This is a genomic window from Cohnella abietis (genome assembly GCF_004295585.1).
In the GTDB taxonomy this organism is placed as follows: domain Bacteria; phylum Bacillota; class Bacilli; order Paenibacillales; family Paenibacillaceae; genus Cohnella; species Cohnella abietis.
Window position 1 is genome coordinate 5,673,671 of sequence record NZ_AP019400.1, and the last position, 19,634, is coordinate 5,693,304.

11 protein-coding genes are annotated in these 19,634 nt (G+C 47.9%); 1 reads left to right on the plus strand and 10 read right to left on the minus strand.

The window, feature by feature from the left end; translation table 11 throughout:
* Nucleotides 1–113: 113 nt before the first annotated feature.
* From KCTCHS21_RS24950 to KCTCHS21_RS24980, 10 genes are all read right to left on the minus strand, one after another.
* A complete protein-coding gene (locus KCTCHS21_RS24950) occupies nucleotides 114–6,410 on the minus strand; it encodes an S-layer homology domain-containing protein (RefSeq protein ID WP_162309375.1) in 6,297 nt (2,098 codons plus the stop codon).
* Nucleotides 6,337–6,651, minus strand: a complete 315-nt coding sequence (locus tag KCTCHS21_RS31275) for a hypothetical protein (protein ID WP_162309376.1) — start codon at nucleotides 6,649–6,651, stop codon at nucleotides 6,337–6,339. Before KCTCHS21_RS31275 ends, KCTCHS21_RS24950 begins: the two co-directional genes overlap by 74 nt.
* 51 nt (nucleotides 6,652–6,702) lie before the next feature.
* A complete protein-coding gene (locus tag KCTCHS21_RS24955) occupies nucleotides 6,703–7,818 on the minus strand; it encodes a HupE/UreJ family protein (protein WP_162309377.1) in 1,116 nt (371 codons plus the stop codon).
* Between the two features lie 170 nt (nucleotides 7,819–7,988).
* Nucleotides 7,989–9,173 carry a WG repeat-containing protein gene (locus tag KCTCHS21_RS24960; RefSeq protein WP_145988979.1) on the minus strand — a complete coding sequence of 395 codons (1,185 nt, stop codon included), beginning with the start codon at nucleotides 9,171–9,173 and terminating at the stop codon, nucleotides 7,989–7,991.
* A 272-nt stretch (nucleotides 9,174–9,445) separates the two neighbouring features.
* The gene (locus KCTCHS21_RS24965; protein WP_232057956.1) at nucleotides 9,446–10,321 is read right to left on the minus strand and encodes a sugar nucleotide-binding protein; all 876 of its coding nucleotides are present in this window, start codon (nucleotides 10,319–10,321) and stop codon (nucleotides 9,446–9,448) included.
* Complete coding sequence (locus KCTCHS21_RS24970; RefSeq protein ID WP_130614506.1) at nucleotides 10,299–10,721, minus strand: polysaccharide biosynthesis protein; 423 nt, start codon at nucleotides 10,719–10,721, stop codon at nucleotides 10,299–10,301. Before KCTCHS21_RS24970 ends, KCTCHS21_RS24965 begins: the two co-directional genes overlap by 23 nt.
* A gap of 48 nt (nucleotides 10,722–10,769) precedes the next feature.
* Nucleotides 10,770–10,907: a hypothetical protein gene (locus KCTCHS21_RS30970; protein WP_157994117.1), complete on the minus strand. Its 138-nt coding sequence runs from the start codon at nucleotides 10,905–10,907 to the stop codon at nucleotides 10,770–10,772.
* A gap of 53 nt (nucleotides 10,908–10,960) precedes the next feature.
* Nucleotides 10,961–11,662, minus strand: a complete 702-nt coding sequence (locus KCTCHS21_RS24975) for a response regulator transcription factor (protein ID WP_130614508.1) — start codon at nucleotides 11,660–11,662, stop codon at nucleotides 10,961–10,963.
* A 7-nt stretch (nucleotides 11,663–11,669) separates the two neighbouring features.
* Nucleotides 11,670–11,843, minus strand: coding sequence for a hypothetical protein (locus tag KCTCHS21_RS30735; RefSeq protein WP_157994118.1), 174 nt, complete (start codon nucleotides 11,841–11,843; stop codon nucleotides 11,670–11,672).
* Nucleotides 11,844–12,006: 163 nt separating this feature from the next.
* Nucleotides 12,007–18,948, minus strand: coding sequence for an InlB B-repeat-containing protein (locus KCTCHS21_RS24980; protein WP_162309378.1), 6,942 nt, complete (start codon nucleotides 18,946–18,948; stop codon nucleotides 12,007–12,009).
* 353 nt (nucleotides 18,949–19,301) lie between these two features.
* On the opposite strand from KCTCHS21_RS24980, the gene KCTCHS21_RS31280 reads away from it, so the two are divergent.
* A complete protein-coding gene (locus KCTCHS21_RS31280) occupies nucleotides 19,302–19,544 on the plus strand; it encodes a hypothetical protein (RefSeq protein WP_130614512.1) in 243 nt (80 codons plus the stop codon).
* Nucleotides 19,545–19,634 lie beyond the last annotated feature (90 nt).

Genomic DNA, 19,634 nt, shown 5'->3' on the forward strand with positions numbered 1-19,634 from the left:
ATTTAGATCAATTCCTGCCGGCAATTAGTCGGTTTCACTTCCTAAAATAAACTAAAAATTAAAGTGGACACCGTTTTCACAGTATCCACCTTAGCTGTTATGAAACTTTTAACTTACAAATCAAGACCAAGGTTAAGCGTCTTGTTGAGCATCCGTAGGATCATAGCCACCGATTGATCGCGAGTAGCATGAGCGTTCGGTTGGAACTGGTTTTTCCCAGTGCCAGATATGATACCAGCGTTGTGCAGTTGCTCGATGTATTGCGATGCCCAGCTGCTCGACGTATCCGAGAAGGAAGAAGTCGATGCAGGAACCATTTGCATTACACGTGCAAGGATTGCCGAGATCTCAGCGCGGGAAATCTGTTGGTTTGGCTTGAAGGAACCGTCGCCTACACCAGTAAGAATTCCAGCTTGCTTGAGTACGTTGATTGCTCCTTCAGCCCAGTGACCTTTCGTGTCCGAGAAAGTACCCTTGCTGGTTGCGTTCGAGGTATCAAGACCCAGAGCACGTACAATCATCAATGCAAACTCAGCACGGGTTACATTGTCGCCACCGTGGAAGTTACCATCCGGTTTGCCAGCGACGATCCCCAGTCGAGCCGCCACGTTCACAGCATTTGCGCTCCAGCTTGTCGCGAGGACATCTTGGAACACAACAGGCTGAGAAGCATTTTGGTGCAACACATCTTTGATTTTCTGTTGCAGTGCTTGCGCATCAACCAACAGAGCAGTGCTCAAAATCGGCTGAGTCAAAGTTGGTACCGTTGGCAACGTAATCGGAGTTGCAGGTGGAGTAGTCGGAGTGGAACCCCCACCACCGCCGTTGTCATTGTTGTTCTTAATTATTGCATTGTTAAATGTTATCGTCGCTGTCTTCAATGCACTTACTTGCGCATCTACTTGCGCTTGCGTTGCATTCGCATTCGACTGCACTGCTATGGCTGCTGTAATTGCATTTTGGAGCGCATCGTGACCCGCTTGCGATACATTGCCATTAGCGGCACCTACCGTTTTGCTTCCGAGTAGCGTCTGCGCACCGGTAATTGCTGTATTTAATTGAGTTTTATTCACAGTTAAGTTAATAATTGCATTGTTAAATGTTATTGTTGCTGTCGCCAATGCACTCACTTGCGCATCTACTTGCGCTTGCGTTGCATTCGCATTCGACTGTACTGCTATGGCTGCTTTAATTGCATTTTGGAGCGCATCGTGACCCGCTTGCGATACATTGCCATCAGCGGCACCTACCGTTTTGCTTCCGAGTAGCGTCTGCGCACCGGTAATTGCTGTATTTAATACAGTTTTATCCACAGTTAACGAAACGTTCACGATCTCGGAACGGTCTCTGACCCGGATTCTCGGGTGCATGTCCGAATCGCTGAAAACCTCGCCGATCGAAGCCAGGCCGACGACGGATACTCTCGCTCCGTCCGTAATGAACGGAAGGGTCGTTCCGCTCGTGATATATCCGTTAATGAATACAGTCGCAGGTCCGGAACCGTCATCGATCGTAAATTGGTCGATCGTTCCGTCCGTCTCTTTGTAGACATTCGATACGATGCCCTCTGTTCTTACCAAAAGTCCAGTATTGTCGGATGACATGGAAGCCAATGTCGTGAGATCAGTAGGATCGAGTTTATTGATAGTTGAATTAAGAACAGTGAATTTTTTGTTGGTGACGTTCAACTGTACTTCGCCTTGATAATGCGAGATCGTACCTTCAAACCTTACTTTTTGTCCTACCTGTATGCCTGAGGCAACCGGGAATAGATTGATACCGCCCGTTGCGTCCTGCGCATAAATAGAGTCGAAGAAACCTTTGTTCGTATTTGGATTTGCGACTTGAGTATTTACCTCACTCGTCGTTGTTGCTTCAATGATGACATCCGTTCCATCCGGCAGATTCTTGGCGTCGGCAATGCTTGTGATTGTTATCGGATTGACCAATTTATAAAGATTATCCATTAAATTGTAATTGGCATACGGCAACGTCCCTGCATTGTCTAAAGTTACCTGTATTTCGAAGTTGCTCATAAATGATCCTCCGGCAACAACGACAAGAGAAGTTTTACCGTTCGCATGCGTGACAGTTTCAGATGCCGCCAGCAGTTTTTCTTCCGGGTTTGTTGCTACCTTGCTGTTTGGATTTACATATTTGGGTATATAAAGCCCTTGTAAATTGCTTATTCCCTTATCCGTTTTGTACGTTCCGACTGTGACATAAGGAAAAGTAGGCATGGTCGTCCCATATCCAAAGTTGTCATTGTCGCTTTCAGACGAATAAGTGGTTGGGAAGCCAAAAACAAGAGGGCTGACCGTTGCCGGCAACGTTGAGGTTCTTTCGCCGGTCGCCTTGTCTACAGCGTAAATGGTTGAGCCTGAATATTGGCTGTAGGTCTGTCCTTCAACGACGCCTTTCAGCAACGGATTAGCCATATTGAACTCAGTCGGATACAAACGAAATGCTTGTCCGCCGTTCTTATCATCGTCCATCACTTGATCGTCGCTTGTACGTAGCGTGGAGCCGATGGCTGCCAGGACTTCATTTTGCAGCTCGGACATATGTTTTTTCGGTGAAGATGGATCCGCGTTGTTTAATTCCGCGTAGTCCGCGATATTTCCGAGGACAAGCGTATTACCGTTTTCCGAAAATGCTTTCAAAGCCGCGATTTCCGTTGCCGTGTAGTTTGTCGGAATCGGCCATGGGGCAACATTTTTTCTTGTAGGGGCATTCAAAATGATCATTTTGTATTTCGGATTGCTGGCAGCGGCGATTAATTCCGACGACGTATTCAACTGTACAACTCTCACGCTGTTTGACCCCGCGAGAGTCATCATATTGGACATTGAATTCGGATAGCTTCCTCCGCTGACATACTCATTACCGTGTGATGCGTCAAGCCCGACAAACACTACGGAGTTTATATCTACAACTTTCATCGTGCTGGTCGTCGTAAAAGCTTTATCGTCACCGTTCACTGTAATCACGGCGCTGATCGTGACTATTTTGGTTCCGGTAGTCGTCGGTGTATAGCTGAATACATGCTTAGCGACACCGGAGGACGCGATGCTTATGCCGGGAGTATACGTTTTGTTGGCCGTGGAATCTCCGTCTACGGTATAAGAAATAGACTTAAGTGTGACGGGTGCACTTTCACTATTGAAGAATTCTGTTGTTAAATTCAACGCCTCTGTAGTAACAGGCATGACTGAACTGTTGCTTACCGAGGTGATTCCGACCTTCGGCGCTGAACCTAGCCATATCGGCGCGGTGACGGCTAGAAAACCCTGGTTGTCCGTGATGATCACGAAGTAATAACCGGCAGAAGGCGCCGTCATCGAATAGGTGTAATCAACGTTACTGGTTCCAACAGGATAAGTCTGCTTATTCACAATTTTCCCGCCGGAGCTTATCAACTGGACAGATGCGATATTACTTGTCGATGTGCCGGGGTTTTTATTGGTTGCTGTTACCGTAATGTTTGCGGTCGCAGGGGGAGCATTCAAAATAGCGCCCATGCTGTAGGTTTCCGTCCCGTCATTCAGATGATAGGTGACATCCAAATCCCTATTTTCCGTCGACCATACCGAACGATCGTGCAACGCCGTATAAATTCCGCTCAATGAAAAATCGTTCGTGTAAACGACCGTCGCAGCGGTATTGGATGTTCCCCAGCCCTTTTTATGATTATCGCCGTTATTGGTTGGGGCCACGTGCCAGCCTTTATCTAAAGCCAAAATAAACTGGTCGACAGACCGGAAGTATCCGCCGGAGCCGACGGCGCCTTCGCCGTTGCCTGCTTCAACAAGAGTAACTTTATCGTCAATCGCATTATCATGATAACCAAAATTTGCAAAGTTACCGAATGTAGCTCCGGGATGATTTAACATTGAAATGGAGCCAGGCGTACCCTTAAGCATTTGATAATAGGTTTGAAGGCCAGCATCACTTGTTTTGCTGTTTAAAGTAGCATTGTTGCGGCTGACAAAACCTGTTGTGTTAAACGTATTCATGTGTCCCGGGCCGCCGGACCATGTCATCTCATAACCGTAATCGGTCACGTATGCAGGAGTGGCTGCGTCTGTCGCCGCCTTTTTGCCGGCAAGCCAAGCGGTGTTCGTATCGTTGTAATTGTTAATATTGCGATCCGTGGTGACGTTGTAAGTTGCAGAATCGAAAGAGTTGGAGTGGTCTGTTACGATAAAGAAATCAAATTTGCCCTGGTCTCTCGCATAAGTATACGCCTCTGCCAAGGTTCCTTGACCGTCCGAGTTCAATGTATGCGCATGAAGTGATCCGTAATAGTTCTTTTCATCACCAGTAGCTTTCTTGGTCGTATAGGCGAAGGTTGAAGGATCGCTGTCCAAATAATTGATAAGCGTTGCCTTGGCAACTATTCTTACCGGGAAGTAAGAGGCATCCAATACGATCGGACCTGTGTAGGTTTGATTGGCTGTACCAACCAGCGTACCGTCTGTGGTAGAATAAGAATTTTTATAAACAGAATAAAGAACAGATGAACCTGCCGTAGCCGATGATAAAGTAATTGCAGTTGCGGCAGTAATTGCAGAGCTTCCTGGGCTTGCGATTACATTAGCGGCCTTGATTTGCGTATACGTGAACGTTTGAGACGCTGTTGTATAGGTGCCATCTGAAGCAGTTGCCGTAATCGTCGCCGTTCCGTTTTGGAATGCATCGAATGTAATATCAACAGATTTTCCAGTACTTGTTACAGGGGTTCCTCCATTTAAGCTATACGTTATTGTCGCGCCTGTTGTTACTGTGGCAAGCGTCACCTTGGAATTAAGCGGCAATGCCGTTCCGCTAGGTACACTAGCGGTCATGAACTCAACAGTCGGTGCTGTAGCAGCGACGAGATCAGCCGAATCCCCGGAATACAGATGTACTCCGTTGTAACCGGTAGCGGTGTTATAACTTGCAACGGCCTTTGTAATGTTTACATAAGTTCCGTTATTGCCGACTGAACTAGTGATAGCCGTGCTGCGCAGTGTAAATGGTATACCTGCCTGGCTTACTGTGTGATTATAATAAGAAGCACCTGTTGAAGTGACATTGTCGAGTTTTACCGTATCGAATGCGACCAACATTCCCTCATAAGTTCTGTCTGCAAGCTGACTGAACATAATCTTGGTCGGGGTCGGAGGAGTCGGATTAGGGTTGCGTACGACGACATTCGCTGCCACATCATCTGGAACAATCTCCATCAAGCCGTTATACGGCGAAGTTTTCCCATAGACGTAGATTTCTTTGCCCACATAGGAGGAGAAGTTTGCACCGGATTTATAGATAACGAGACCACTACCGGCATTCATGCCGTCCTGAATGTACAAGGTCGTGTTTCCGTTCAAGTACGTGCCAATGCCTTTGACCAAGGCATATTGTCCAGTAGCAAGATTTTTGGCATCCGCATTCGAAGTAACCGTTTGTTGATTGAAGGATAATGTAACGGTATCTGACGAGAGATGCGTTGGTGACTTCGCTACAGCCTTAACGACAAACGGGTTTGTTCCTGTAAAACCGCCTTCGGAAAGAGCCGTGAATGGCGCTGTATATAATTTGGTGGAACCGCCCACTGTTGTCGTCGGAGCCGTACCATCTGTCGTGTAAAAAATTTGCGCATTCGAATCAGTATTGGACAAAGTGATCGGTGTGACATCCAATATGGCGCCAGCTGTATCTGGCGATGCGGTTACCGCAGGCGTAGTAAACGCTGGATCCTTGGTTCCGTAGAGTTGAATGTTATTAATACTGCTAGTACCAGTCGAAGCTACTGTGCCATTTGCTTGAGAAACTTCAGATTTCTGAATGACTCTAATATATAAGGTATCTTGATTTGCTGCCCCTGCCGGTAAAACCATACCAAATTGTTCACCGCTAGTGCTCTCGATTTTAACGATATAAGTTGGCGGGGTGGTTCCAACCGGTGTCCCAAACACGGTCCAGTCTGTTCCGTTCGTACTCCACTCTGTATTAAAGTCACGAGGACCCGTGCCTGAAGAACGTGCGCTAAAATTAAAGATCAGATCCTTAAAACCAGCGGAGGAAGTCTTAATATACCAATATTCTTTATCCGTCTGCCCATTGAAGCCAGAGCTTGTCATCATAGAACTAGTGAATGTAAACCCTGTAGTTACTTTTGTGTTGACTGAACTGACATTTTTGAATAATTGCAAGGTAGAATTGGAAGATGTCAGCGTCTTGTAATAACCGCTTGTTGCGACAAAGTCTCCATTTGCAGCCGTTACATCTGCAAGGGTTCCATAGCTCCAGGTTGCAACATCCGTTTTCCCCACAATAGCTTGCGGCGGATTTTCAACGGATTTGTTGCTGGCGTCGATTGCAGCGGAAACGGTTGCTACCGGTAATGTCGGCAATATGCTGCTCATTACTAATGATAACGACACCAAGATACTTATAAGTGATTTCTTTAATACTTTCATGTCCTCGCTCCTTGTTGACTGATTTATTGTAAAAATTCGCATGAAGTGAAAGGATCCGAAAAGTTAGCTGGATAGCGATTTGACCTCCGCTTTGTCTCGCTGCCTCCCCGATGATTTCATTTGTGTTAATATTTTCAAAAAATGTAAGTATGGATAGAACCTCTAAACCATTAGCGGTTTCGTTCAACTTATAAATGGGGGCTGTCGTAAAATCCACATTGAAAACTATCCAGTAAATTCATAAATCCGTAAATACCCGTTCGACAAGCCACAGTCCGCCTAGCATCAGGGCCACGGCGGAGCAGGCAACAACAACGCGTCTCGAGTGCTTCCAGCGATAAAGAAGAGCCAACGCAGGCAGCAACAGGGCAACGATGATCACCTGAACGGTTTCAATGCCGACATTAAAACTGATCAGATTCACCACCAATTCGCTTTTCGGAATGTTCATTTCCGTCAAGATGTCCGCAAAACCCATCCCATGAATCAGTCCGAAGATGAAGGTCAATATCCATCGGTAGCTGACTTTCTTGCGAATTAAATTGTCCAAAGCGACATAACAAATGCTCAGCGCAATGAGCGGCTCCACAATACGGGAGGAAATATGGATCACACCTGTGACTGTCAAGGCCAAGGTAATACTATGCGCAACCGTGAACGCTGTGATCGTCCCCGCATACTGCTTGAACGTTTGCCTTGCGATGAGCAGAGAGAACAAGAACAAAAGGTGATCGTATCCCGATAAAATATGATTCATCCCCAGCACGAAAAAAGACAGCCAGCCGCCCATCGTGCTTGATGAAGCTGCCTCCTCAGGCTGTTGCTGCTGAGGCGAAGCATCGCCCGACTGCAATCCGGCATAATCATTTTCCGTTATTTGCATCGTCCAGGTCCGGTTGCTGCCCGCGATTGCCGCTGTGCTTTTCTGGTTTCCGTAATAAATCGTCAGTAGGTTTACGTAATTGCTCGCTGTGTCATTCATATACAATTGATCGGTCAGTTGGATCTGCTGCTCTGCCGCTACCGCCGGGAAGGATGCCTTCAGAATCGCTTTTTTGCCGTGCATAATGAGACTCTCAATTTGAGTCCACTCCGTGCTTTCTCCGTTAATTTTCAAATCGACTTTGCTCTTCAGAATCTCCAGCAGCTTCTGATCCACTGCAGCGAATTCCTTTGAATCGAGCGTTCTGTCATTATTGGTATCACCCCCCACAAGCTCTATGACCGATAAATCATCGAGTGCATAAATAAACTCCGTCTTCGATTTATACAATTCCAATGTCGAATAGGTCGCGCTATAGCCATGAGCATCCGCTCGATGCTCAAACGACAGAAGTAGTACTAGCAGCGTCATGAAAATTGACAGAAAGAAGCGCCATCGCAAAACCGCCATATATGTTCTCCTTTTCTGTTTCTGCTTCTAGTTCTGCAGAAATCGGTTGTAATATTCGATGCCTACCAAATCTATCATTTCATTATTAAATCCAGGTCAAATACTTGTTCTTAAATGATTAAGTTCACTAGTTATTTACGAGGGTCCCAGATATATTTTCCGGTTCTATCGATATATCCAATGCTTTCATCGGACAAGCTTACTTTTGCAATTCCATTTCTAAATTCTCCGGCCATATTGTGTTTTAAGTAATTGTCCTCAACTTGCGTAACAACCGGATCAATACTAAGTTTCCCTTCCATATTCATATACCCGCCAGCCCCATCTGCAATTGGAACTAAGCCTTCTGAAATCAGTGTCTCACCATAGCTATCACTTAATGTAGGGCCAATTTTATATGCTCCGGATTCATCTATATATCCTATTGAATATTCGTTGATGCTTTCGCCCACGCATACCTTTGCAAGCCCTTCTGAAAAACGATATGCCCTTGCATATTTAGGTTCTATCTTCATATTGCCCTTTGTATCAATATATCCGTACTCAACAGTGGACCGTTCTTTATTCTCCACTGCTACGGCTGCTAATCCTTCCGAGAAGCTTTTGCCGAAGATATATTTACTAGCGTCAATCATTACTTTTCCTGTTTTGTCGATATACTGGTAGTGCTTATCATTCTTTACTAAAGCTAAGCCATCTGAAAAGCTATAGGCTTCATAATATTGATATGGAATGATAATTTTCCCATAGCGATCAATATACCCGTACATTTCAGTTTTATCATCTTGTACTAATATCAGACCTTCACTTTGCGTCTGCATACCCATTCCATTGAACAGCATAGAAGCGATCTGCATTTCAGAAGGTAAAGTGTTTAAAATTTTCCCCCTTCTATCTATGATGAAGTATGTAAGATCATACGTCATTTCATCTATTTTAACCGCACCTGCCACACCTTCGTTAAACATGGTTATGGATGAAAAATCCGGCTTTACTACCATTTTTCCGGTAGTATCAATAGCACCATATTTTAAACTAGCACCTTCCTTCGAATCTTTGCTGCCATCTGAACTGTCTTTTATTAGAACGATGGCAACACCATCATAAAAATCATCGGCCCATGCATAAATTGGTTCTACGACGATCTTCCCCATTTTATTTATATAGCCCCATTTCCCATCGACTTGTATAGGATACAATAATGTTTTCTCATTGTTCTTTTTGTTTACAGCTAGAAAACCTATCATTATCGCTGCTATAGCTAAAATGATAATTAGCAGCCATATTTTCCATTTCTTCATTAGTTTGTTTTTCAAATTATTTTATCCTTTCTGAAATTCCGACTCATTTAGATCCCCTGTTAACAATACAAATACCAGTTTACGAGTTTATTATTAGATTAGCGTACAGAGTTATGTAAACTAGATGTAAATATTATGACTGACTCTAGATGAGTGGATGGTAAGTATTGTAAAACGCAAAAAACGGCATCTCTGCCGTTTCGGTTTAAAGTATTAGGGCTGTTGTGTATAACCGAGAAGTCGTGCTTCCATACACTTCGATCACTCAAATAATGACAGGTGCGCTTTCAATCTTTAAAGTAATGCGGATACAACTCTTTATGCTGTATCATCCAATTTTTCATGTCGGTGACCATTGTTTCGTATGACGATACGATAAATTCAAAGTCCGTCCTGTTGTTGATAAGAGATTTGTCCACAACGAAACTTTCGCTTGGATGAATGATTCTTTTGTTATCGGTGAAATGTTTATTAAACAGTTGTAACAAACCGAACTTATGAATAGAGTTTTGATTAACTAGATGATAGATCCCGCTTAACTTAACGATAGACGCTTTTTCTATCGCTTTCGCTAGCGTTAAAGTCGAAACTCCTGTCCAAATCGCTTTGACGAATCCGACCATTTCCTTCTCTTGTTTCATATACCAGTTCAATAATCCGATACCGTCGGGGTTTAAGTCCGGTCCAACTAAAGAAGTACGAAAGGTAAGATCTTTATGGTTATCGATTTCACCAAGCGCTTTAGAACGATCGTATAAAGAAATTCCGTCCCGGTACGAGTGTTCCGAATATCCTCCCTGACGGCCTGAAAAGACGCAATCCGTACTAATGTGAATAACTTGCGTGTTCGTGTCCCTCGTAATATCGCTTAAGTGATTGGGCAGAAAACTATTAACGAAAATGGCTTCAGATGGCCGGGAATCGGCTTCGCGGTTAAGAATTCCCGAGCAATTGACGATTGTATCGTACTGTTCAGCTATAATCATTTCATTCAATTTTTTCAATTCTCTCACATCGCAAACCGTATAGGGAGTAAACGACAGTGCACGTCTAGTAATCGTGGTAACGGAATGACCTTGCTCTCTTAAGTAAAGGGTAACTAAGTGGCCCGCCATACCTCCAGCGCCGATAATTAAGTATTTAATGACAATTCCTCCCCCCATTGCCCATTGCTTCTTGTATACAATCCAATGTCAGTAATTTGCTTTTTATATCGCTTATTTGAAGCCGTCTGGCGCTGCATGAAGAATATTCACTATCAAGATAAGGACTAATGCCTTCGCTCACATAATCATGGCTGTAATTCAACTCCCGATGGTCGGCCGGAATTCTATAAAAACTATCCAATTCTTTCGCGATCATTGATTCTTCATTCGTAAGTAACTTTTCATGCCACTTTTCTCCGTGCCTTACTCCTGTAACGACAATGTCATTGCTCGCTACATAGTTCTGATAAGGCGATCCTTCCACCGTACTCGCATCGATAATCGTTAAAGCAGTGTTGAAGCACGTTTCTTGGGTCCAATCGACGATATCCCCGGTAAAGTCTCTTTTTCGAATCATGATTTCCAATTCGCCTAAATCGGCGTGGATCGGTTTATCCCATCCGATTTAAATTTCAAACATGATCCGATATGAAGGATCTAGATGATCTAGCCATACGCCCGTAAGCACGACCTCTGCGTCTCCAATTTCAAAAGGCTCGAAAGTTCCAAGCTGAGCCCCCGAAGAAGCGAAATGTATAACCATGTTAAAGTTATTCCTCCAATGTTGAAATGTGGGGAGTGGCGGAAATGGTTCGTTTAAGTTTGCGCGTACGCACTTCTGGCAACCAGCATATAGCCTGTCCCCCGAATCGTAACGATTCTCTCCGGATGGGCGGGGTCAGCCTCAATTTTCTTGCGTAAATTACTGATGTGTACAGCGACCGTTCTTGTATCCTCCACACTCTCCGTTCCCCAGATGAGCTGAAACAACGCATCGACACTGACGGCACGATTCACGTTCTGTGCCATATAGGACAGTAAACTGAACTCTTTTTTCGATAAAAGAATGGTTCTACTCTCCATGTTGACGGACTGTGCGAAGAAATCCAGCGTCAGACCCGGTAACTCCAGCAGTTGTTCCCTTCTGCCCGTCGATACTCTGCGGAGATGAGCTTTAATCTTGGCCATGAGGACTCCCGGACTAAACGGCTTGGTCACGTAATCGTCGCCGCCATAGGATAATGCGCTGATCTTCACCTCATCTTCTTCACGACTGCTCAGAAACACGATCGGCGCATTCGTGTAGCTACGTGCGTTCATGCACCAATCAATGCCGTTTTCATTAGCCAGCATTACATCCAATACAATCAAATCCGGCTCGAAAGACGTAAGCAGCTTCATGGCTTCTGTCCCTCTATGACTGTAAGCGGATAGGAAACCCTCCCTCTCGCAATACGCCTGAACAATCTCGCAGATATGGGGATCATCATCGACGATCATGATTTTGTGAGTGTCCACCACACCTTCACCTTCCTTCTTTTACCTGACATGGAAGCGATACAAATCCCGTCTTGCCGTCGCACTCCGCTCGAACCGTTCCTCCATGCGCTTGTACGATTTCCCTGCGAATCGCCAACCCGAGCCCGCTTCCCTCTATTCCCTTCTCATGAACCACATGAATATATCCATATACTATCATGGTGGATTAGTCCGTTTGTGGAATGTAAAGAAAACTTTAAGTTCGCGCTTACAACGTACCTCTGGCAACCAGCATATAGCTTGTCCCCCGTTATGGCCCATGCCGGGCTCACAGCAGAACAGCCTACTCCGATAGGAGTAGGCTGTTCTGCCAGTCTGATCTGTCAACGTTGATGAAAGTACGGATCGTATTTCAGTACGGTCAAATTTTTACCCATTTCAAAGTAGTTCACATAAATGCTGTCGGTGCTGTCTATAGCGATGCTTAGGCCTGATGGGACCTTCTCGGAGAAGCCGGCATTCTCTACGGGGTTCCAAGCTGCGTTCTCGTATTTCACCACAGTCATCCTATCGCCTTGTGTAGAATCTCGAAAAGCAACATAAGGAATCTTTTCGCTATCGAAGGCGATACTTACGTCGTCAGCCCCAGCAGCCGAATAATGCGGCTTGGCAGGAAGTACGGTAGTACCTACAGTCTCCCAAGCGGAGCCCGTATATTTCTCCACGCGTGCTCTAGCACTCCCATTCATCTCGATATAAAACATATAAGGTACGCCATCTGGATCAAGCGCGAATGAGGCACTGAAATCATGCGCTAATTGATTTGCTTGGGGATATATATCCTTCCGAACATCCCCCACTCCCTCATACTTCATCACAGCTGTTCTATAATAAGCACCTTCGCTAGGTTCAAACGCATAGAATACATAGGGGGTGTCGCTTGGGTCTAACGCGATGACTGTTTTATAGCTAAAGGCCTTAATACGATCTATCTGCACCCATTTGCCAGTTGTGTACTTCACCACATTGACGTAGCGAACGGTGCTCGAAACCTCTTCGATATAAGACATATAAGGAGTGCCAGCCTTGTCGAAGGCAATGGAGGCGCCGAACCCCGCTTTTGGTATACTCCCTACGTCTTCCCAAGTGTCTCCGATATATTTCTTCACGATTAGTGTTTGGGATTTACCATAATAAGCAACGTAAAGCGTGTCCTCGCTGTCCATGGCAAGCGTTATTTCAAGCTTTTTTGTATGATTACTATCGTTGGTGTAGAATGCGGCAGCGGGTAAATCGCCAACGACCCGCCACTCGCCTTCCTCGTATTTCATCACGAATACCTGGAAATCACGGATTTCATAGCTATCACTATTCACATAAGCAACATAAGGAGTACCCCGGCGATCGAACACGATATTCGACGCTTTAATCACCCTATTTTCTCCCAACTCACCCAAATCTAGCCACGTTGTCATCATCCACTTCGCGTACAGGGTGATGTCTGACGTCACCGGCGTCGTGAAGTCGTAGACGAGCGTCCGTTCGGGATCGCTGTACCAACCCTCGAACCTGTAACCCATCCACCTCGGTGCTTTAGAAGGTGCTGACCATAGTTTCTCGCCAGGATTCACCGACCGACTCTCTACGGCTGACCCGCCGTCGCTGTCGAAGCTCACGGTGAATTTGTTAGATTTCCACTTCGCGTATAATGTGAGGTTACCCGTCACCGGCGTTGTGAAGATGTAGCCGATCGTCAAGCTGCTGTCGCTGTACCAACCGAGGAATGTATAATCGGTCTTCGTCGGAACGGCAGGCGTCGCAGCCGTGCCGCCATATTCCACTGTCTGGGCGGCTACATTCGAACCGCCATTACTGTTGAAGCTGACCGTGTAGACTGCCGTCCACTTCGCATATAGCGTAAGGTTAGCCGTCACCACCGTCGCAAAATTGTAGGCTGTTGTCAGAGCGGCATCGCTGTACCAACCGACGAACTTGTAGCCGTTCCTCGTCGGTGCAGCAGGCGCCGCAGCCTTGCCGTTATATCCCACCGACTGGTTAGCCACCGCCGACCCGCTGTTGCTGTTGAAGCTCACCGTGTAGCTGATCGTCGTCCACTTCGCGTACAGCGTAAGGTTAGTCTCGATCGGTGTCGTCGAGAAGTTGAAAGGTCTCGTCAAGCCGCTGTCGCTGTGCCAGCCTCCGAACACATAGCCTGCCTTGGTCGGTGTGCCGGGCGCCGTAGCCACGGCTCCATCCTCTACCGTCAGAGCAGCCACTGCCGTGCCGCCGTTGCTATTGAAGCTCACCGTGTAATTGTTTTTGGGAGCAATCGCCCACTTCGCATACAAGGTAATGTTAGCCGCCACTGTCCTCGCTTCGAAGTCATAGCGGCTCGTCAAGCCGCTGTCGCTGTGCCAGCCTCCGAACACATAGCCTTCCTTCGTCGGCGCGCCAGGAACCGCAGCCTTGACTCCTTCGTTTACCTTCTGGTCAGCCACCTCCGACCCGCCGTTGCTATCAAATCGCACGGTGTAGCTGCGCAGCCACTTCGCATATAATGTGAGGTCTGCCGTCACCTGTGTTGCGAAGTTATAGTCGCTTGCCAGAGCGCTGTCGCTGTACCAACCGCCGAACACCAGATCATCCTTCGTCGGTTCATCCGGTTCGCTTGCCTGAGAGCCGTAGCCTACTGTTTGGTCAGCCACCGCCGAACCGCCGTTGCTGTTGAAGTTCACCGTATGGGTGTTCAGCGTCCACTGAGCGGTGAACTCGACAGCCTGGGCGGGCATCGTGGTCAGAGAAGCGGGCAACCATCCCGTGAATGTATGCCCCTGCCGGGTCGGAGTACCCAGGTACAACTCCGTCGTTGCCCCGAACGGTACGTCAACGACTTTAGTCGCAACGCCGGATCCATTGTAATTGATCGTCATGGCTGGGCTACTGCGCATGTAGTACAGCTTCAGCACCGTTGTGCCTTTGCCCGCGATTGGAGCCGCCAGCACAGTCCCCGGAACGCTGCCGTTGAACGTAAAGCCCTCATAGGATCTTGTCGGATTCGTCAGGCTCGCCTCGGTATCGGTTGTCCCGCGATACAATTCTGTATCCGCAACCGTATAGGTGTTGGTTCCGATATTTTGCAGCAAGTATACGACCTGGTAAGGCGTGTCCTCTCTCGCTGTCCACTTCGCGGTATACGTGGTGTCCACATCCGGCATCGCACTTGGAGCATCCGGCAACCAGCCAGCGAACGTATATCCCGGTCTTGTCGGCAGCGGTATACGAGCCGCGATGTTCTTGCCGGTTGCTTCCGTTAGCGAGCTTCCGGGCGCACCCGTATAACCCCCAACGAAGGTCATCGTGCGATTCGCAGGATAGTAATCAAGCCTGACAACTGTCGAGCCGTCACCCTTGATCAACACGCCGCTTACTGTACCGTCCTTATAGCCTATACTCTTATACCTGTCCGAGGTGATCCGAACTTCCGTACCCGTTGTTCCGGTTCTCTTTTCCGTATACACAGGAGAAGTCGCTGTTTTGGTATTCGGGTCTATCAAATAATGTTGAACGGTATACGGCGTATTCGTGTTCGCGATCCAGTGCGCGTACAGCTTCTGATCCTCCGCTGGCATGACACTCGGAACCGTCGTCTTCGTGCCGCCGGAAGCAGCCGTATACCAGCCGTCAAACTTGTATCCCTGATATACCGGGGTGGTCGCTCTGATCGCCGCTCTATAAGGGGCAACGATAAGCTGGTTCACTCCGCCGTTCTGAGGGTCCAGTTGGAGAGTTTTGTCGCCCGCTCTGGCCATCCAAATCACCGGAATCGTGCGCTTTAGCGGTTGGGACGTGAACGACAGCGGCGCCTTCCCCTTCCAGGTGATGACCAGGCTGCCCCGGCTCGTCTGTAAGTTCCTGTTGATCACTTCGATTACGATTTTCTCCTTAGTCGACCTGCTCATGAAATTCCAATCCCCGTCCAACCGGATATCGAAAAGATCATATCTCAAGCCATACTCCAGGGTATCCGTGTTGCCTGTCTTCAAATCAAACGCACTCATCGAGAACAACATCTGCGGCACTTCGATGGATGACGAGGAGCCCGCCAAGATCAGCTCGGGCGCTTCATCCTGCGAATAGGCAAAGTCGTCAATAACCTGTTGCTGGCCAACCGTGTACAGCGGCCATGTGTTCTCGTATATCGGCACCTTGGCCGAGAGCAATCCGTCGCCCAATTGGGCGCCTACTGCGCTCTCCAGATAGATGCCTATTTCTACATACAGAGCGCCCATTGACTTGGTGGTCTGCACCCCGTTCAATTGCTTCAACTGATAATAGAAATACCCCCACAGATTCACATAAGCACCGGCTTCGATGGACAGCCCGATGCTATTCAGCTTAACGCTTCCAACCCCCGCTTTAAGCTCCAGAAGAATGCCCGCCCGCAATCCGAGCGACCCCATGACATAGAACGTAAACTGGTAATTGCCGTCACCTGGCAAGCTTACGGTGCTGCTCGTGCCTGTGAAACTAAGCACACGCACGGTAGCCGAGTAGCGCTTGGCCGTCGTATAGTTGAAATCGGCCCCGATCGTCAGGTTCACATTGGCGCTGACTACGAATTCTGCTGAAAAGTTGACTTCAATGATGCTAAAAACCACGCGCACGCTCTTCTCGAAGAGCTTCTTCTTGATTAACGGAACCCAATCCGTGTCTTTCTCCATCATCTCTTGATACTGTGCCTTCAATACCGCCGAGTCTACTGAGGTATCTTGCACACCGTTGATTAACGCTTGCATCTCTGTCGCGATGTCACGAACCTTGCCTAGCTTGCCGCCAGTAGCTGCTTTATCCCAGTCATCCAGCGCATCCTGCAGCTTATCGTGTTCGACGGTGGCCATCTTCGCCGTAATGTTGATCCCGGTATACGTATAGGTATCCAGATCAGCGGTGACACGATAGTCATTCGGGTAGGGGATGCAGAGAACCCAGACGCATACCTCCCCCCATTCCGTGCTCCCATTGACGCCGAGATTCAAGCTGATCTCTTGAAGGAATGTACCGGTCATATGGATGACGAGGTCGCTTTCTTCATGGATACGAATGACAATATCGGCTCCTATTTGAAGCGAAGCACTGACTCCGGAGGTTTGTCCGGCAATATGCTTCACTCTCGTACCAAGTGAAGGTACGACGGTCAGATTCTCCACACTGATTTTGCCTGCAACTTTTGAGGCCGATAGCATTCTGACCTCCATCTGTGTCTTGAATGCATCCGTCTCCATGGCCAGAGTAGATAGATAATTCGCGGCTTGATCGACGAATCCGCTGGCTATCGCTTGCTTCTTAATTTGATCCTCGAGCTTCGCGATATCCTCCTTCGACAGCAGTTGGTCGCCGTCAATCGCTTGCTTCTGATAGACGTCGAAGATATGCACGATATCTTCCTCTGTAGCATCGGTATAAGTTATGATATCCATCTCCGCGTCGGGCGTGATCGACGTAATGCGTCCATAACCGATTACTCTGGAGTCCTGTCCGCCAAATTTACCCTCATAGAAAGCGATAAAATCGCCGACATCGACGGTGGTGAGTTCATCCAAACCTAGCGGCGCATACTTACTGTCGCTGTAGTTCATCGCGGTGTGCACTACTGTGATTGAGCCGTTATCCGGGTCTCCATCCGTATCCGCTTCTACGCTCACAGGCAGAACATCCGGCTTGAACAACACTTGCTTGGCATCCGCATGATCATAGGTATAGGTGTTGCCGTTAATCGCTGTGATCTGGACATAGGCGACATCGCCGTCGTCGACACCGGTTGTGTCTACCGTCCGCAGATCAGGGCGAACCCCTTCATAGATGGCGACAGTATCGCCAACTTGAAGCTCGAGGATTCCGGTATACGCGAACGTTCCTCTGTTCGCATTCGCCGCGACAAGACCGGTCTCGCTGCCCCCCACCGTCGTCGTGATTACCGGAATTGCAGGCGAACCTACTTCCGCGCCATTCATCATCATATCCGTGACATCCGCGAAGCGCAGATATTTCATATTCGGATTAAGTGCAATGTTCATAACTTCTTCCTTAGCAACGCTAAACACATAGATGCTCGTCGTCGCATCTTGATCTTGGAAGGACAGATTGTCGTCCGTCAACGTCAGTTGATAGGTGTTGCCTTCTGTGAACAGACCGTCATCGGCTGCGGACGCTACGGTGAAGAGACCGTTCTTTCCGGTGACGGTAATCCCCGCGAAATCCGGATTCGAGGTATCCTCGAACGCTATCCCCGCTTGTACCTCAGACGCAGTCAGACTGCCGGTCGCATCGTTGACAGCGATAGTGAAGCCCGGAGCGACATCCATTTTAGAGTAGCTGGGAGTGCTCTGTACGGCATTATTCACGCTATCTATATACTTCGCATACAACTTCGTGTCCGCGGTAACGGTGCTGCCCTCCGCGAAGATGAGCGATAAATCGCTGTCCCTAAACCAGCCTTGGAAAATATACCCTTCTTTCGCCGGGGCAGGCAGGCGGCTCAGCGCTTTCCCTTGCCGTACCTTCTGATCCGCTATCTCCGTGCCTCCGTTGCTCTCGAACGTAAGCGTATATTCGGTTCCTGTACTGCCTTCGTCTCCTCCGCCGCCGTTGCCGCTATTTCCGCCAGGTCCGGGTGTCGGCATCGGGGTTGGTGTCGGCATCGGGACTGGTGTCTGCGTCGGTGTCTCTTGATTCTGATTGGCCCACGCCTCCACAATCGCGTTGTTACGCATGAAGAGAACAGCCGCTTCCGCACGAGACGCTTGGGCATGCGGGTTGAACTTGCCATTTACATCCCCAAGGAACACGCCGGCTTGCCACAGCTTGACGACCGCGTCGGCCGCCCAAGAAGAAACGTTCGCGAGATCGCCCGGCCTTGTGGTTACGCGATTGCTAGTTTCATAGGGAATCTGATAGCTTTCAAAATACCGCAAAGTCATCGTCGCCATCTGCTCTCGGGATACGGTTGCATCCGGAGCAAAGATCCCGTCGCCCATTCCGGCGGTAATCCCTTTCTTAACCGCCCACTCTACATACGGCGCATACCAAATGCCCTTCTGCACATCGGCAAAGGTCGAGGTGGAATACTCGCTTACATCCACGCCCGCCATTCGTCCAAGCGCCGTCACATACATGGCACGCGTCATCGTTCCCTTGGGCGAGAAGATGCCCGCGCCCGTTCCGCTGAATATACCATTCTTCTGGACATAGACGGCCGCATCGTAGAACCAGTCCGTTGGTCGAACATCTTGGAACCCGCTTGGTTCGGCCGCTGCCACCTGTTGCACCGGCAGTTCGGCAGCTGTCGCCTGCTGTACCGGCAGTTCGCTCATCACCATGCTGATGATCAGCATCCACACCAAAATCCGTGATGCTAACTTTCTACCTCGTTTTGTTGCCGTCTTCACACCTATACATCTCCTCTAGTTGCTGTTATGAACCTCTTTACTGCCCTACTGCTCTCTCATCCCCCATGCTGTCAGGGCTGTCAGATTAATAGCCCTATAGCACCCGTCTTCTTCTATGTAAATAGATTGGCCTTCGTCTGCTTGTACCGTTTAATCGCCCCCACGTGAAAATTGAATGATAACGCCGACACAGGGAAATTTATGTCGAATTTCCACCTAGTCTATCATGGTGAATGGGGTCAATTGTGGATTACAAAGAAAACTTTAAGTTCGAGCTTGCGTCCGATGATGACGCTGATGACAAGGCTAGCGGAAAAAACAAAAAATGGGTCAACAGCGCCAAGTCACATCGCTTCGACCCATTTTTTAGTATATTCAACCCTACTTATGGTAGGCTACTAACCAACCTTAACGCTATGTTCATACCTACAACGCACTTCTGGCAACCAGCATATAATCTGTCCCCCGAATCGTAACAATTCGCTCAGGATTGGCAGGGTACATGGGAAATAAATCTCCGTTGCATGCTTTATCTCGACCGCGAACTTAAAGTTTTCTTTAAACTT

Excerpts from the sequence above, each read along its gene's own strand:
- KCTCHS21_RS24950 (WP_162309375.1), bottom strand. The coding sequence starts at position 6,410 with ATGAGCAGCATATTGCCGACATTACCGGTAGCAACCGTTTCCGCTGCA.
- KCTCHS21_RS24955 (WP_162309377.1), bottom strand. The coding sequence starts at position 7,818 with ATGACGCTGCTAGTACTACTTCTGTCGTTTGAGCATCGAGCGGATGCT.
- KCTCHS21_RS24965 (WP_232057956.1), bottom strand. The coding sequence starts at position 10,321 with ATGGGGGGAGGAATTGTCATTAAATACTTAATTATCGGCGCTGGAGGT.
- KCTCHS21_RS24970 (WP_130614506.1), bottom strand. The coding sequence starts at position 10,721 with ATGATTCGAAAAAGAGACTTTACCGGGGATATCGTCGATTGGACCCAA.
- KCTCHS21_RS30970 (WP_157994117.1), bottom strand. The coding sequence starts at position 10,907 with ATGGTTATACATTTCGCTTCTTCGGGGGCTCAGCTTGGAACTTTCGAG.
- KCTCHS21_RS30735 (WP_157994118.1), bottom strand. The coding sequence starts at position 11,843 with ATGATAGTATATGGATATATTCATGTGGTTCATGAGAAGGGAATAGAG.
- KCTCHS21_RS31280 (WP_130614512.1), top strand. The coding sequence starts at position 19,302 with ATGGGGTCAATTGTGGATTACAAAGAAAACTTTAAGTTCGAGCTTGCG.